Source organism: Pseudarthrobacter sp. L19 (assembly GCF_050859435.1).
GTDB lineage: Bacteria > Actinomycetota > Actinomycetes > Actinomycetales > Micrococcaceae > Arthrobacter.
In genome coordinates, this window is sequence record NZ_CP193935.1 from 785,266 (window position 1) to 801,035 (window position 15,770).

Consider the following 15,770-nt stretch of genomic DNA (forward strand, 5'->3'; position numbering starts at 1 on the left):
ACCGCCATCGGAGCCGCCCTCGCAGCGCTGGCCCTGCTGGTGCTGGCCGGATCCACCCTCAACGGGACGGTGGCGCTGTGGTTCCTGGCGGCCGCGGCGCTGGCCTACGTGGCATGCGTGACCGAGGTGCTGGTCCGGCGCCGGCACAAGACGCTGCTGGCCAGCGGGGTGGGCAGTGTCCTCTTCATCGCGTTCGGCATCGCGTTCCTGCGCCAATGGGGACTCGCCTTCAACCCGGATCCGGACGCCATCTCCACCAAAGTCGACGCCGACCACCCGGACCTGTACTTCTATCTTTCGGCGCTGTCCGGCGCTTTCACCCTGCTGTTGCTCATCGCGGGCACGGTGCTGCCTGGGCGGCGCCCCGCTCCGGGGATCCGGGCCGGCGGTCGGCCCGCGGCGCGCACCCCCGGCCGCGCCGGAACGGCCCTGCGCCGTCCCACGGCGCGGCCGTCACGGCCTGCGACCGCGGTTCCGCGGCAGGGATCCGCCCGCCGAGGGGCGGCGCGTCCGGCGACGGCGGGAAAGGGTGGCGCACGGCAACCGGCGTCCTCGCGGCAACCGGCCCGGCAGCCCGCCGCCCGCCAGGCGACGTCCTCCCGTCAGTCGAGCGCCCGGCCCGCGGCCCGTCCCGCCGCCAAACCGTCGGCACCGAAGTCCGCCGGCTCCAAGTCCACGGGTTCCAAGTCAGTCGGCTCCACGTCTTCACGTTCCACATCGTCCGGTTCCACCGCGTCGGTGCCCAGGGCTTCCGGAGCCAAGGCCGGGGCCAAGGCGCCCTCCGCGGCGAAGGGCGCTGGCACGGCAGCCCCGCGCCCTGGGCCGGCGGCCACCCCGGGCCGTTCCGCCACCCGACGCTGAGCCGGACCGTTCCGTCCGCGCAGCACCGCCGTCGCCACCCCGGCCAGCAGCAGCAGCCCGCCGGCGATCTCCGCGGCGGACGGCCGCTCCGCCAGCACCAGCCAGGCGGCGGTCATCCCCACCACGGGCACCAGCAGGGTGAACGGCACCACCGCGGAGGACGGATAGAGCCCCAGCAGCCGGTTCCAGATGCCGTACCCGATCAAAGAGCCGAAGACCGCGGTGTACAGCGCGGTGATCAGGGTGACCGGCTGGACCTGGAGCAGGGCGTCGGACACGGCGGCCGGGCCGTCCAGCAGGAGCGACAGTCCGGCCAGCGGCAGCGGCACCACCGCCCCGGACCAGACCACCAGGCCCAGGCCGGAGGCGGCCTTCGCCCGCCGCACCACCACCGTTGCCGCCGGCCCAGGAGAGCGCGGCCGCGAGCACGATCAGCAGGGGCAGCAGCGGGGCCACCAGGCTGCCATCCACCGCCACCACCGCCAGGCCCACGATGCCCAGGATCACGCCGGCGAGCTGCCGCCGGGTGGGCCGCTCGGACAGGATGCCGGCGGCCAGCAGGACGGTCATCAGGACCTGTGCCTGGATGACCAGGGAGGCCAGGCCGGCGGGCATGCCGAGGGCCATCCCCAGGTAGAGCAGGCCGAACTGGCCGGCGCTCATCAGCAGCCCGACGACGATGATCACCCGCCAGCTGACGTCCGGTTTCCGGATGAAGAAGATGCAGGGGAACACCACCAGGGCAAAGCGCATCGCGACGAAGAGCAGGGGTGGCATGGTCCCGCCGGGCGGGTGCAGGCCGAGGTCGATGGCGACGAAGTTGACGCCCCAGAGAAGGGCCACCAGCAGGGCCAGTGCCGAGTGCCGGGGGCTCACCGGGCGGCCCTGCTGACTGTGGTGCCCTGGGTGGCCTCAGAGATTGCGTGGCCGCTCGCCGTGCGCCGGACCGGCGTCGTGCCGGACATCTGGCGACGGAGCGCGGGCTGCGTCCACCCCCGCGGTGTCGCCGACGGGGTGCTCCCCGCCCGGGTGCTCCCCCACCGGGCGCTCCCCCGCGGCACGCTCGGTCGCGGCCCGCTCGGCCGCCGCATGTGCGCCGTTCGGGTGCGTGCCTGCCTCGTCCCGGTCATCGGCAGTCCCCCGGTGGCTCCGGTCCCGGCGGAGCTGTCCGGTGTCCGGTGCGGGCTCGTGCCCGCGACGGGTCGACTCGACGTCGGGGTCCACCTCATCCGCCTTGCGTAGCTGCTCCTCGGCGCCGGCACGCACCGACGCCGCCTGTTCCTGGGTGCCTCGCGCCTGCTGGCGGAGGCGTTCGGCCTCGACTTCGGCGGCCTTGGCGTCCGCTTCCGCGCGCGCGGCCTTGGCCTCATGTTCCTTCGCGGCGAGCTGATCCGCTTCCGCCTTCTCGCGCATCTCGGCAGCACGGTTGCGGTCCGCTTCCGTCCGGCGCTTCCGGCTGATGCTGACCGCCACCGCAATGATCGCCAGCACGACAACAATGCCGACGATAATCCCCACGAGCTGTCCTGAATCCACGTTGATCCACCTTTCCTCGGTTGCCTTACCTGCCGGCCGCAGTGCAACTGCCCCGACAGGCTCAGTAAACACCACCACCTGATGCCTGACTATGGCACGGCGCACCGACAATCAGCGGGCGCGCGGCACCGTGAAGTGGGTCAGCCGGGCGTCTTGGCCGTCCAGTTCGGCCCACGGCTTCTCGGTCTCCAGCACCGTCAGGCCGCTGGTGGGGTAGCGGGTGGCCGCGTCCATGTAGGCGTCGTGGTTCGAATCACGGGATGCCAGGTGCATGGCCAGGTCCTGCACGCCGGGCATATGGGAGATGACCATCAGCGTGGAGACGGTGTCCGGGACGTGGTTGATCACCGAGAGCATTCCCAGCGCCGGTGCCCCGTACAGGCCCGGTTCGAGTTTGGGCGTGGGGGCCTTGTCGCCCAGCTCGCTGCACACCCAGGTGCAGGTCTGCCGGGTGCGCAGGGCACTGGAGCAGAGGATGAAGTCTGGGACGACGCCGTGCTTCAGCAACCAGGCGCCGGCCACGGGCGCATCCCGGTGGCCCCGCTCTTCCAGAGGCCGGTCGTGGTCCGCCACGCCGCCCGGCCAGTCGGCCTTGGCGTGGCGCATGATCACGAGGCGTCGAAGGTGGTGCTGGCTCATGGGCCAAGCCTAGCCGGAGGCGCCGCGGCGGCGCCTCCGGGGCACTAGATGGAGTATTCCGGAGCGGCCCAGACGACGACCTCGGGGTGCTCGTAGAAGCGGTAGCCCTGGCCGCGGACCGTGCGGACCGTGTTCGCCAGGCGGCCGAGCTTCGAGCGGAGACGGCGGATGTGCACGTCGATGGTGCGCTCGTTGGGGACCTCTTCGGCGTTCCGCCACAGACCCTCGAGGAGTTCGTCGCGGCCCACGGTGCGGGTACCGTTCTCCACCAGGTAGTTCAGCAGTTCGAATTCCTTGAACGTCAGGTTCAGCGATTCGCCGTCGAGCGCCACCTCGCGGCGGGCCAGGTCGATCAGGACGCCGGACGGGCGCGGTTCCTGGGCCTGCTGCAGGCGGGCGGTTTCGGCGCGCTGCCGGGCGGCACCGGCGGTGGGGTCACCGAAAGTGGAGCGGACGACGTCGAGCGCGGATCCCGGAGCGGAGGCCGGGGCGACGGCGACGGCGGCGTAGCTCTCCGCGCCGGCAACCAGGGACTGGGCGTAGGCGCGGATTTCCTGGGCCAGCTTGGCGATGGACGTGCCGGCGGCGGCGGCGGTCTCCTCGTCGATGCCCATGTAGAGGACGAAGCCGCGGGCGACGTTGTCGGAGGGCACCGGGCGGACGGCAGCCTCACCGGCGGCGATGACCGGGGTGGGGGCGGTGGCGGGTGCGGAGTCGGCCGCGGGGACGGCGCGCAGCTGTCCGTACGAGGTGGGGTTGTAGCCCTGAGCCGCGTAGCCGGGGGCGGGGTAGCTGGTGCCGGATCCCGCCGGGCCGAAGTTGGGGCGGCCGCCGAAGCCCTGGCGGATGCCGGAGGCCTGGCCGGCCTTGGCGGCGTTTCGAACGGAGATGTGGACGTATCCGGATGCAACTGACATGGAATGCTTACCTCAATGTGAATGGCCGTCATCGCGGCTCGAATGCTGGGTCCCCGCAATGAAACTGGGGAGGGCGCCCGACTCTGGGCTGGGGGCGAATGCCTATAAACGTTCTGGGGTGGAGAAGTTAGGCGCGCATTCGACAACAGCGCATCTCAGTACCAGCTGGTGCGCTGATCCCGGAAACTGCGGCTGCAGGTGCTGTTGAGTTCTTGTTCACAGTTGAAGTGTGCAACGTAACAAAGCGAACTAGCAAGTAACAATGGACCCGAAAGTCCGCATAGTGAGACGAATGCTGCGATTGTCGCGCAAATCACAATTCTACGGCTTGCCGAATTCGGCGCATCCGAACCCTTAGCCAACGAAATGAGAGCCTACACGCGAATATTCTTCGCATGTAGTCTCTCATTTGCTGATTCCGTTCGGAGTGGTGGCCGAGGATGGAATTACGACCACGGCAGGCATTCGCATCGAAATGTCCACAGAGTGGTCACTCTCAAAACGGGTTTTCCGCCCGCCTGTGACCGCTAGTTCGACTGTCCAGAGTCAGTCTGGCCGCCGCCCTGGTCGCCAGGCTGCTGTCCCGCGCCCGTCCCGCCGGCGGCCGTCGCCGCCACCAGCATCACGGACTTCGCCGAGTAGCCGGCTCCATCCTTGGTGGCGGTCAGCCTCACGGTGGCCCCGGAGACGATGTCCGCCACACTGAGCTGGGACCCGGTGCCGCCGGTACCGCCGGACTGCTGGCGGCGCTGCTGCATGGCGCTGACCGTCACCCCGTCGCCCAGGGCGTAGCTGCGGGTGAAGCCGTCGGCGCTCTTGACCGTCACGGACGTCGAACTGACCTCTGTCACCGTGCCCAGCTGCTCCGCCATGGAGGTGTAGGTGGTGCCGTCGAGGACGACGTATTCGGCGTGCACGGCGGCGGAGAGGCCGCCGGCCATACCGCCCACCCCTTCCGGGCCGAAGCCGCCGCGGCCCGTGGCCGAGCCCCCGGCCTGGCCGCCCTGCTGGCCTCCGGGCATGCCCTGGCCGTTGAACTGCGGGCCGCCCGCGGCCGCGCCGTCCCCGCTGGCCGCGGCCGAGCTGGAGGTCAGCGCGTACACGCCGGCTCCGGCGCCGACGGCGATAACGGCCGCCACCCCGCCGACGGCGAGGGCGCGCCGGACGGTCCACGGCTTGTCCGCCTGGGCGCCGGCGGCCCGGCCGGAGGGCGCGCCCCAACCCGGAGTTGCCGGCGACGGCGCCGCCTGGGCGGAATACCCGGTCGGACCCGGCTGGCCGGAATGCGCGGCTCCGGAATGCGCGGCTCCGGCGGGGTGCGACGGCGCGCCCCACCCCTGTCCAAATTCCTGCTGCTGAGCCGGTTCCTGCCGCGGCGCGGATTGCGGCTGCGACGTGGTCACCGGCTGCGGGGCCGAGACCGGACGCGGCGCGGACCCCGGCAGCGGGGCGGTCGCCGGGTTGTGGCCGGCGCCGTTGGACTGCGGGGTCTCTTCGGGCTGCTGGTGGTTCATGCTGGTTCTCCTGACTGGGAAGGCGGTGCTGTTTCCCCCAGCGTGCGCAGGCAGGCTGTGCCGGGCCTGTGAGGTTTTCCAGCCGCGCCTGTGACCCGCGAACGCCCGTGCTGCCCCGGCGGCGCCCAGCTGGGTAGGCTGGGATTCACAGGTGCCGCACAGGATCCCCAAAGCCGCACCTAACCGGCAGAACGGAGAGTCGAACCATGGCCTCGTCTCACTCCATGACCAACAACCTTCCGCAGCTGACCCACCCGGACGGCTCCCCCATCCGTGCCCTGGTGGTGGACGACGAACCCAGCCTCTCCGAACTTATGAGCATGGGCCTGCGGATGGCCGGCTGGTCCGTGGCGGTGGCCGCTGACGGCCCGGAGGCGGTCAAGCTGGCCAAGGACTTCCGGCCCGACGTACTGGTGCTGGACGTGATGCTTCCGGGGTTCGACGGCGTCGAACTCCTGAGCCGGATCCGCGCCTTCGCGCCCGAGGTGCCGGCGCTGTTCCTCACCGCCAAGGACGCCGTGCAGGACCGCATCACCGGCCTCGCCGCGGGCGGGGATGACTACGTCACCAAACCCTTCAGCATGGAGGAAGTCCTGCTGCGCCTGCACCGCCTGGTCCAGCGCTCCGGCGTCGCCGCCATGGACACCGCCGAGCTCGTCGTCGGGGACCTTGTCCTGAACGTGGACACCCGGGACGTGACCCGCGCCGGCGAGGAACTGCACCTGACGGCCACCCAGTTCGAGCTGCTGCGCTACCTGATGGAGAACCCCAAGCGGGTCATCAGCAAGGCCCAGATCCTGGACCGCGTCTGGGACTACGACTTCGGCGGCCAGGCCAACATCGTGGAGCTCTACATCTCCTACCTGCGCAAAAAGATCGACGCCAACCACGCCCCGATGATCCACACCGTCCGCGGCGCGGGCTACGTCCTGAAACCGGCGGACTGATCCGTGCCAACTCTCTCCGGTGTCACGCCCGCCCCCGGGCACGACTGGCGCAACCCCTCCACCTGGCACCTGCGCACCCGGCTGGTGCTCGTCGCCATGGCCCTGCTGGTGACCATCTGCGGGGCGGTGGGCGTCTTCAGCTACGTCTCAATGGACTCGTTCCTGACCCGGCAGCTGGATGAGCAACTCGGCGCTGCCGCCCACCGCTCAAATGAGTTTGGCCGCCCGGACTCCGGAAGCCCCGGCGGGCGCCCGGACCCGCTGGAGGCAAAGGGCCAAGGCATCGGCACACTCAACGCCCGGGAACAGAACGGCAGGATTGCCAGCGCCGGTTTCCTCGCCGGGGATGCTACCCGTAAGAGTCTCTCGGCGGATGACAATGCCGTGCTTCTGGCGCTGACGCCCAACGCCGCCCCGGTGGACCGGACACTGTCAGCAGGCGCCTACCGGCTGATCGCCTCGCAGACCCAGTACGGGGACATCATCGTCACGGGCCTGCCGCTGGAGGAAAAACAGAACACGCTCGGGTCCCTCGTCGGCACCCTCGCCGCGGTGTCCGCCGGCGGACTGGTGCTGATCGGCCTGATCGGCACCGCCCTCATCCGGCGCACCATGGAGCCGCTGGAGAAGCTCTCCGAGGTGGCCACCAAGGTCTCCCGCCTGCCGCTCGACGCCGGCGAGGTGGCGCTGGGCGTCCGCGTCCCGGCGTCGGCCGCGCACCCCGGCACGGAGGTGGGCAGCGTGGGCCACGCGCTGAACCAGATGCTGGACAACGTCTCGAACGCCCTGCAGGCCCGGCAGGAGAGCGAGATGAAGGTGCGTCAGTTCGTCGCGGACGCCTCGCACGAGCTCCGCACCCCGCTGACCGCCATCCGCGGCTACACGGAGCTGATGCGGATGACCGAGCACTTCACCCCCGACGGCGAGAAATCGCTGGCCCGGGTGCAGAGCCAGTCGGAGCGGATGACCGCCCTGGTGGAGGACCTGCTGCTACTGGCCCGGCTGGACGAGGGGCAGCCGCTGAAGATCACCGACGTCGACCTCACCCAGCTGGCCGTCGAAACGGTCAGCGACGAGAAGGTCATGGCCCCGGACCGGAGTTGGAAGCTGGACCTGCCGGACGAGCCGGTGGTGGTGCGCGGCGACACCACGGCGCTGCATCAGGTCCTCGCGAACCTGCTCTCCAACGCCCGCAAACACACGGAACCGGGCACCACCGTTGTCACCCGCGTGATGCGGTCCGCCGACGGGAGTGCCGTGGTGTCTGTGACCGACGACGGCGCCGGGATCGCCCCCGCATTCCTGGGCAAGGTCTTCGCCCGGTTCGCCCGCGCCGACGCCTCCCGCGCCAATCCCGCCGAAGGCGCGGGCGCCCGGGGCTCGGCGGGTCCCGGTGCGGCACCCGGGGCAATCGCGACGGCGACGGCGGTTCAGGGCACCAGCGGGCTGGGCCTGTCGATCGTGCAGTCGATCGTGGCGGCGCACGGCGGGACCGTGGAGGTCAGCTCGCGTCCGGGCCGGACCGAATTCGCGGTCCGGCTGCCGGCGGCACCTCCCGCCTGACCCCCGCCCGACGCACCCGCGCGGACTTCCACAGCAGGCACACAGCATTCCCCCAATCCCCTCATACCGGGGGCCGCGACAGTGGAGGCATGACTTCCACAGACCAGGCACCAGGTACCCTGTCCCGTTCCGGGCCCGCCCCCGCCGGCACCCAGTCGGCCGCGCCCGGATCCGTCACCAGCGCCGGCCCGGCAGCTTCGGCCGCGGCAGCGCCGCTCCCGGCGGCGCTCACCGGCGTCGGCCGCCGCCGATCACCGATCGACACCCGGTCAGCGGTGCCGGTACTGGACGTCACCATCCCCGTCTTCAACGAGGAACGCGACCTCGAAGCCTGCCTGCGCCGGCTCCACGCCTACCTGCTGGGCTCCTTCCCGCACCCGTTCCGGATCACCGTGGCGGACAACGCCAGCACCGATTCGACGCTGCAGACCGCCGAACGGGTGGCCCGCGAACTGCCGGAAGTCGCCGTCGTGCACATGGCCGAAAAGGGCCGAGGCAATGCGCTGCGCCGGGTCTGGCTCGCGTCGCCGTCGCCCGTTCTGGCGTACATGGACGTGGACCTCTCCACGGACCTTGCCGCGCTGGGACCGCTGCTGGCCCCGCTGATCTCCGGCCACTCGGACCTGGCGATCGGCACGCGCCTGACCCGCAACTCCCGCGTCATCCGGGGCCCGAAGCGGGAGTTCATCTCGCGCGGCTACAACTTCCTGCTCCACTCGCTCCTCGGCGCGCACTTCAGCGACGCCCAGTGCGGGTTCAAGGCCATCCGGGCCGACATCGCCCAGGAACTGCTGCCGCACACCCTGGACAACGCCTGGTTCTTCGACACCGAACTGCTGGTGCTCGCCGAACGCTGCGGGCTCCGGGTGCATGAGGTCCCGGTGGACTGGACCGACGATCCGGACTCAAGCGTCGACATCGTCCAGACGGCGGCCGCGGACCTGCGCGGCATGGCACGCCTCAGCCGCGACCTGCTCTCCGGCAAAATCCCGGTCCCGGAGCTGCGCGCCGCGCTGGCCCGCGGACCGCTGCCGGCGTCCTCCCGTGGGCCGGAGCAAAGCCCCGGCGGCAGCCTCTTCGGGCAGCTGGTCCGGTTCGGCAGCATCGGCGTCGCCTCCACCCTGGCCTATCTGCTGATCTTCCTGGCCTGCCGCGGCGTCATGGACCCGCAGCTGGCCAACTTCCTGGCGCTGCTGATCACCGCCGTGGCCAACACCGCGGCCAACCGGCGCTTCACCTTCGGCATCCAGGGCAGCAGCTACGCGGCCCGCCACCACTTCGAGGGCCTGCTGGTCTTCGGTCTGGGGCTCGGCCTGACCTCCGGGGCGCTGTTGCTGGTGCACGGCGCCTCCGGCGGCACCCCCGACCGCTGGGTGGAACTCGCCACCGTCACCGCGGCCAACCTCGCGGCCACCGCCGTGAAATTCCTGCTCTTCCGGCTGGTGGTGTTCCGGGCCCGCCCCGGCACCGCGGCCCCGCTTTCGGCCCTCCCCGAGCCCGGCACCCGGGCGCAGTCCGCTCCCACCGCGTCCCTCCCCACAGAAACGGCCCGATAAATGACCGCCACCCTCAGCCCCGCCGACGGGACCCGGCCCTCCGGCCCGCTCCCCCGCACCGACTCGCCACTGCCGGCCGCCACGTCCGATACGCCCGATTCCTCAGCTTCCCGCCGCCGGCGCCTGCTGTTCGGTGACCAGCCGCGCTGGGTCCGGCCCTCCGCCGCCCTGCTGCTCATCGGGACCGCCGTGCTTTACCTGTGGAACCTCGCGGCCACCGGTTACGGCAACACCTTCTACGCCGCGGCCATCCAGGCCGGCACCAAGGACTGGACCGCCCTGCTGTTCGGCTCCCTCGACGCCGGCAACGCGATCACCGTGGACAAGCCCCCGGCCGCGCTCTGGATCCCCGCCCTGGCCGGCCGGATCTTCGGCTTCTCCCCGCTCAGCATGCTGGTGCCGCAGGCCCTCATGGGTGTGGCCGCCGTCGGACTGCTGTACCTGACCCTGAAGCGGGTCTCCGGTCCCGCCGCGGGCCTGCTGGCCGGCGGCGCCCTCGCGCTGACCCCGGTGGCCGCCCTGATGTTCCGCTTCAACAACCCCGACGCCATGCTGACCTTCTGCCTGGTGCTCGCGGCCTACCTCACCACCCGGGCCATCGAGAAGGCCGGCTGGGGCTGGCTCGCCGCGGCCGGCGCCGTGGTCGGCCTGGCGTTCCTGAGCAAGATGCTGCAGGGCTTCCTGATCGTGCCCGGCCTTGGCCTGGCCTACCTCTGGGCCGCCCCGGTCAGCCTCCGGCGCCGGCTGCTGCACCTGCTGGGCGCGGCCGCGGGAATCCTGGTGGTGGCCGGCAGCTATGTGGCGCTGTTCCAGCTGACCCCTTCGTCGGCCCGTCCGTACATGGCCGGTTCCACCACCAACAGCTTCCTCGAACTGACCTTCGGCTACAACGGCCTGGGCCGGATTACGGGGTCCGGCGAAGGCCGGCCGGGTGGCTCTGCCGGGTTCGGCGGGGCATCTGACCTTGGAAGCGCTGCCGGTGCGGCCGGCGTCGGGGGCGCGGCCGGTGGCGCCGGCGCGGGTGGATTCGGCGGGAACGCCAGCTTCGGCGGGGCGGCCGGGATCGCCCGGATGTTCGGCACCAGTTTCGGCGGCGAGGTGTCCTGGCTGTTGCCCGCGGCGCTGATTCTCCTGCTGGCCGGCCTGTGGTTCACCCGGCGCGAGGCCCGGACCTCAAAGACCCGTGCTGCCCTGCTGCTCTGGGGCGGCTGGCTGGTGGTCACCGCGGGCATCTTCAGCTTCATGAGCGGCATCGTGCACCCGTATTACGCGGTGGCACTGGCCCCCGCGGTCGCGGCCCTCGTGGGCCTGGGCGGCGTGCAGCTGTGGCGCGGCCGGTCCTTCTGGGCGGCGCGGCTGGTCCTGGCGGTCACGGTGCTGGCGACCTCGATCTGGTCCGCGGTGCTGCTGGGCCGGGACCCGTCGTGGCTGCCCGGGCTGCGCGTGATCGTGGTGGTCCTCGGCGTGCTCTCAGCGGCGGCGCTGATGCTGCAGCTTGACCGGCTGCGGGCCATCCCCGCCGCGCTGCGCAAGGCAGCGACCGCCGGGGTCGTTGTCCTCACGCTGCTGGCCGGCGGCCTGGGCACGGCGGCGTGGACGTTCGCGACGGCGGCCCAGCCGCACTCCGGTTCGATCCCGACCGCCGGGCCCACGGGCTCCGCCATGGGCGGCTTCGGCGCGGCCGGCCGGACGCGTGGCGCCGGGACCGGAACCACCGACGGCGCCGGCGTCCCCGGCGGCCAGGACACTGCGGCCCGGAATACGGGTGGCCTCACCGCGGGCGGCGCCGGCGGTCCGGAAGGCAGTGCCGCTTCCCCCGAGCTGGCCGCTCTGTTGAAGACCTCGACGGCGAAGTGGTCCGGGATCGTATCCGGCGCCACCTCCGCGGCGGACCTGGAGCTCGCCACCGGGACTAATGTCATTGCCCTCGGCGGCTGGAACGGTGGGGATCCGTACCCCACCCTGGCCCAGTTCCAGGCCATGGTGGACCGGGGTGAAATCGGCTACTTCATCGCCGGCGGCGGCATGGGCGGAATGGGCGGCGGCCGGGGCGGAAACTCCGAGGTCGCGGCCTGGGTTGCCGCCAACTACCCGGCGCAGACCGTCGGGTCCACCACCGTCTACAAGCTGGCGGGCTAAGCCATGAGTGCCTCTACCGACCTCACCAGCACCGCGTCCGCCGTCGCCTCCCCCGCCCGACCCGGGCCCGGCGCAGTCCCCGCCCCCGACGCCGCCGGCTCCGGCTCCGGCTCCGGCCAGCGCCCGTCACACTGGCGCGGCGCCCGCCGACAGAACCGCGGGCCGCAGGCCCCAGGACTCCCGCACCAAGCTGCCGTCCCCCGGCGCCAGGCCCTGGTGCACCGGGCAGAACTGGCCGTCCTGCTGGCCGGAACCGCTGTGCTCTACCTCTGGAACCTCGGCGCCTCGGGGTGGGCGAACGCCTTCTACTCCGCGGCGGCGCAGGCAGGGTCGCAGGACTGGACGGCCTGGTTCTTCGGATCCTCCGACGCGGCGAACGCCATCACGGTGGACAAGCCGCCGGCGTCGCTCTGGATCATGGGCCTGTCCGTGCGGATCTTCGGCCTGAGCTCCTGGAGCGTTTTGGTGCCCGAGGCATTGATGGGTGTCGCGACGGTGTGGCTGGTCTACCTGGCCGTCCGCCGGGCCGCGGCACCCGCGACGGCGGATGCCCGGCTGGCGCACCGAGCCGGACTGGTCGCGGGTGCGGTGATGGCTCTGACCCCGGTGGCGGTGCTGATGTTCCGCTTCAACAACCCGGATGCCCTGCTGGTCCTGCTGATGACCGCGGCCGCCTACGCGGTGCTGCGGGCCGTCCAGGACGGCCGGGTGCGCTGGCTGTTGCTGGCCGGGGCGCTGCTGGGCTTCGGGTTCCTGACCAAGCAGCTGCAGGTGCTGCTGGTGGTCCCGGGCTTCGCCGCGGCCTACCTGCTCGCCGGAGCGGCAGGAGTAGGCCGGCGGCTGCTGAACCTGCTGGCGACGGGCGCAGCCATGGTGGCAGCGGCCGGCTGGTGGTTGGCCGCCGTCGAGTTCACCCCGGCGGCGGACCGGCCCTACATCGGCGGCTCGCAGGGCAACTCGATCCTGGAACTGACCCTGGGCTACAACGGCCTGGGCCGGCTCAGCGGGGACGAGACCGGGAGCGTCGGCGGCGGCAACGGCTGGGGCACCCCGGCCTGCTCCGGCTTTTCAACAGCGAGTTCGGCGGGCAGATCGCGTGGCTGTTGCCGTCGGTGCTGCTGCTGGCGGCCGGGCTGCTGTGGCTGGGCCGGCGGGCGCCGCGGACCGACGCCGTCCGCGCCTCCGTGGTGGTCTGGGGCGGCTGGGTGTTGGTCACCGGGCTGACGTTCAGCCTGATGGCCGGCATCATCCACCCGTATTACATGGTGGCGCTGGCCCCGGGGGTCGCCGGGCTGGCGGGCCTGGGGTCGGTGCTGCTGTGGCAGCGGCGGGATCAGCCCGTGGCCGCCGGGACGCTCGCCGCGGCGGTGGCAGCGGCCGGGTTCATGGCCTTCGAGCTGCTGGGCCGCACGCCCGCGTTCGTCCCGTGGCTGCGCTGGCTGGTGCTGGTCGGGGCGCTGGCCGCGGCCGTCGGCGTGATGGTTCCGGCCGTCAGGGTCTTCGCCGGGGGCTCCGCGGGCGGCACCATCAGCCCGCTGACCCCGGCCGGCCCGACGGCGCGGCTGCTGGCGCGAACGACGGCGGGACTCGCCGTCGTCGCGGCCCTTGCCGGTCCCCTGGCGTACTCGCTGGCCACGGCCGCGACGGCCCATTCCGGCTCGATCGTCAGCGCCGGGCCCTCGGTGGGTGGCCGGGCGGGCCTGCCGGCCATGTTCGGCGGCACGGGCGGAGCCATGGGCAACGCGCAGGGCACTCCGTTCGGACGAACCAACGGCACCAACGGCACGGGAACGACTGGCACCGGCCGAGGCCAGGGCTTTGGCCAGGGCGGCGGCATGGGCGGGCTGCTCGGCGCGACCACGCCGTCGTCGGCCCTGGTGGACGCCCTCGAAACGGACGCCGGCCGCTATACCTGGGCGGCCGCCGTCGTCGGATCCAACAACGCCGCCGGCTACCAGCTCGCCACGCAGCTGCCCGTGATGGCCGTGGGCGGGTTCAACGGCACCGACCCCGCACCCACGCTCGAGCAGTTCCAGCAGTACGTCGCCGACGGCCGGATCCACTACTTCATCGCCGGACGCACCATGCAGGGCGAGAGCGGATCCGACGACGCCGCCAGGATCGCCGACTGGGTGGCGGCCACCTACCCCGCCCAGAGCATCGGCGGCACCACGGTGTACCTGCTGTCGAAGTAGCCACCCCGGACGGTCCGCCGTTTCGACGGTTCCCTGCCGCGTAGACGTCACTAAGCGTCGAGCGTGCAGGGAGCCGTCGAAACGGCCCGAAAACCGGACCCCAGCCAGCGCAACTCGGCAACCAGCCACACCGCGGCGTTACCTAAATGTGACATGCGAGAGAAAGTCCGGTATCGTTTTTATGGTGCGGCCATCGATCTGGCCGCATATCCGGGTCTGACGCCAAACTCTGCCGCTTCCCGGATTCCATGGATTGAGGCAGAGACGGGGAACCCAGAGTTCCCGGGCACCTGCATCCATGCACCCCTTGGGGTTAAGCCGACTCGTTGATGATCCGAGCGGCCGGATTTCTCATCCGAACCCGACAGCTAACTCCGTAGGCGTTGAGAGGCGAACATGACTGAACACAAGGCACCCGTGCGCCTAAAAGGCGCTAAACGCACCTCCTCGGCCGATGTCGCGCGCCACCGCGCCGACCCGGCCCAGGGCTCGGCCACCCGAGGCCGCGCCAGCTTTGGCTCCAAGGGCACGCTCACCGCCGTCGCGCTGACCGCGGCCGCCGTGCTGCTGGGCGCCGGCGCCGCAGGCCAGGCCACCGGCACCACCGCCCCGGCCGCGACCGCCACCCAGGCCCCGAGCCTGCAGCTCTCCGATCTGGAACGGCTCGGCAGCTACACCCCGGCCACGGCGCCGGCCAGCGTCGAGGCCCAGGCCTCCAAGGTCACCCCCGAGGCTCCGGCCGCGTCCACCCCCGCTCCGCCCACCCCGGCGCCCGCACCGGCTGCTCCGGCCCCCGCGGCGGCACCCGCCCCGGCCCCGCAGCCGGTAGCCGTGGACGATCCCGCCGGCGCCCAGGCCTACGCCGCCTCGCAGCTGCCGGCCCACGGCTGGGCCCCGAGCGAGATGCAGTGCCTGATGAAGCTCTGGACCCGCGAGTCGGACTGGAAGACCACGGCCACCAACCCGAGCAGCGGTGCGTACGGCGTGGTCCAGTCCCTCCCGGCCGAGAAGATGGCCAGCGCCGGCGCGGACTACATGACCAACTACCGCACCCAGATCAACTGGGGCCTGCAGTACGTGCAGGAACGGTACGGCTCCCCTGCGGCGCCCTGAACTTCCACTACGCGAACAACTGGTACTAAGCCGCTAGAGGCTGCAGCCACTTCGCGCAGAGATAGCAAAGGCACCGGATCTTCTCAGATCCGGTGCCTTTGCTGTGTCCCGGGTAGCCCGGGCGAGTCCTCGACAGGATGCGTAAGGGCGCTACCCGGCGATGCCGTAGAGCCGGTCGCCGGCGTCGCCCAGGCCGGGGACGATGTAGGACTTCTCGTTGAGCTTCTCGTCGATCGAGGCCAGGACGATCGTCACGTTGGCATCGGAGAGCTCTTCCTCCAGCTTGGCCAGGCCCTCGGGGGCGGCCAGCAGGCAGATGCAGGTGACGTCGGAGGCGCCGCGCTTGAAGAGGAACTTGATCGCCTCGCGCAGGGTGCCGCCGGTGGCCAGCATCGGGTCCAGGACGAAGATCTGACGGTCGGTCAGGTCCTCGGGGAGCCGCTCGGCGTAGGTGATGATGTCCAGGGTTTCCTCGTCGCGGGCCATGCCCAGGAAGCCGACCTCCGCGGTGGGGACCAGCTTGGTCATCCCCTCGAGCATGCCGAGGCCGGCGCGGAGGATCGGGACCACCAGCGGGGTGGGCTTGGTGAAGGCCGTACCGATGGTGGTGCTGACCGGGGTCTCGATGGTGACCGGTTCGGTGCGCACGTCACGGGTGGCCTCGTACGCCAGCAGCGTGACCAGCTCTTCGGTGAGCTGGCGGAAGACGGGTGACGGGGTGTTCTTGTCCCGCAGAACGGTGAGCTTATGGGCCACCAGCGGGTGGTCGACAACGAGAGTGCGCATGGGT

10 protein-coding genes, 2 pseudogenes and 1 riboswitch are annotated in these 15,770 nt (G+C 71.5%); of the genes and pseudogenes, 6 read left to right on the forward strand and 6 right to left on the reverse strand.

From position 1 onward, the window contains the following. Positions 1–602: 602 nt before the first annotated feature. From ACRQ5B_RS03540 to ACRQ5B_RS03560, 5 genes and pseudogenes are all read right to left on the reverse strand, one after another. Positions 603–1,737: pseudogene (locus ACRQ5B_RS03540) on the reverse strand (EamA family transporter). A 36-nt stretch (positions 1,738–1,773) separates the two neighbouring features. After that, complete coding sequence (locus tag ACRQ5B_RS03545) at positions 1,774–2,397, reverse strand: hypothetical protein (protein WP_432397002.1); 624 nt, start codon at positions 2,395–2,397, stop codon at positions 1,774–1,776. Positions 2,398–2,508: 111 nt separating this feature from the next. After that, positions 2,509–3,036 carry a SixA phosphatase family protein gene (locus ACRQ5B_RS03550; RefSeq protein WP_432397005.1) on the reverse strand — a complete coding sequence of 176 codons (528 nt, stop codon included), beginning with the start codon at positions 3,034–3,036 and terminating at the stop codon, positions 2,509–2,511. Between the two features lie 44 nt (positions 3,037–3,080). Then, positions 3,081–3,953: a winged helix-turn-helix domain-containing protein gene (locus tag ACRQ5B_RS03555; protein ID WP_432397008.1), complete on the reverse strand. Its 873-nt coding sequence runs from the start codon at positions 3,951–3,953 to the stop codon at positions 3,081–3,083. 527 nt (positions 3,954–4,480) lie between these two features. Further along, a complete protein-coding gene (locus ACRQ5B_RS03560) occupies positions 4,481–5,467 on the reverse strand; it encodes a hypothetical protein (protein ID WP_432397010.1) in 987 nt (328 codons plus the stop codon). Positions 5,468–5,673: 206 nt separating this feature from the next. Here ACRQ5B_RS03560 and ACRQ5B_RS03565 point away from each other — a divergent pair, with 206 nt between their 5' ends. The 6 genes and pseudogenes from ACRQ5B_RS03565 (at position 5,674) to ACRQ5B_RS03590 (ending at position 14,980) form a co-directional block, all read left to right on the forward strand. Beyond that, positions 5,674–6,414: a response regulator transcription factor gene (locus ACRQ5B_RS03565; protein ID WP_412884861.1), complete on the forward strand. Its 741-nt coding sequence runs from the start codon at positions 5,674–5,676 to the stop codon at positions 6,412–6,414. A 3-nt stretch (positions 6,415–6,417) separates the two neighbouring features. Next, a complete protein-coding gene (locus ACRQ5B_RS03570) occupies positions 6,418–7,977 on the forward strand; it encodes a HAMP domain-containing sensor histidine kinase (RefSeq protein WP_432397014.1) in 1,560 nt (519 codons plus the stop codon). 89 nt (positions 7,978–8,066) lie between these two features. Then, complete coding sequence (locus tag ACRQ5B_RS03575; RefSeq protein ID WP_432397016.1) at positions 8,067–9,533, forward strand: glycosyltransferase; 1,467 nt, start codon at positions 8,067–8,069, stop codon at positions 9,531–9,533. Beyond that, complete coding sequence (locus ACRQ5B_RS03580; RefSeq protein WP_432397019.1) at positions 9,534–11,672, forward strand: ArnT family glycosyltransferase; 2,139 nt, start codon at positions 9,534–9,536, stop codon at positions 11,670–11,672. Between the two features lie 3 nt (positions 11,673–11,675). Next, positions 11,676–13,867: pseudogene (locus tag ACRQ5B_RS03585) on the forward strand (ArnT family glycosyltransferase). A gap of 215 nt (positions 13,868–14,082) precedes the next feature. Further along, a riboswitch (cyclic di-AMP (ydaO/yuaA leader) is annotated at positions 14,083–14,265 on the forward strand. Next, positions 14,264–14,980, forward strand: a complete 717-nt coding sequence (locus tag ACRQ5B_RS03590; RefSeq protein WP_432397022.1) for a hypothetical protein — start codon at positions 14,264–14,266, stop codon at positions 14,978–14,980. (Overlaps the previous riboswitch by 2 nt.) A gap of 150 nt (positions 14,981–15,130) precedes the next feature. On the opposite strand, the gene upp is transcribed toward ACRQ5B_RS03590, so the two are convergent. Next, entirely contained in the window at positions 15,131–15,766 is a 636-nt protein-coding gene (upp, locus tag ACRQ5B_RS03595) for a uracil phosphoribosyltransferase (protein ID WP_043478170.1), read from the reverse strand. Between the last annotated feature and the right edge of the window lie 4 nt (positions 15,767–15,770).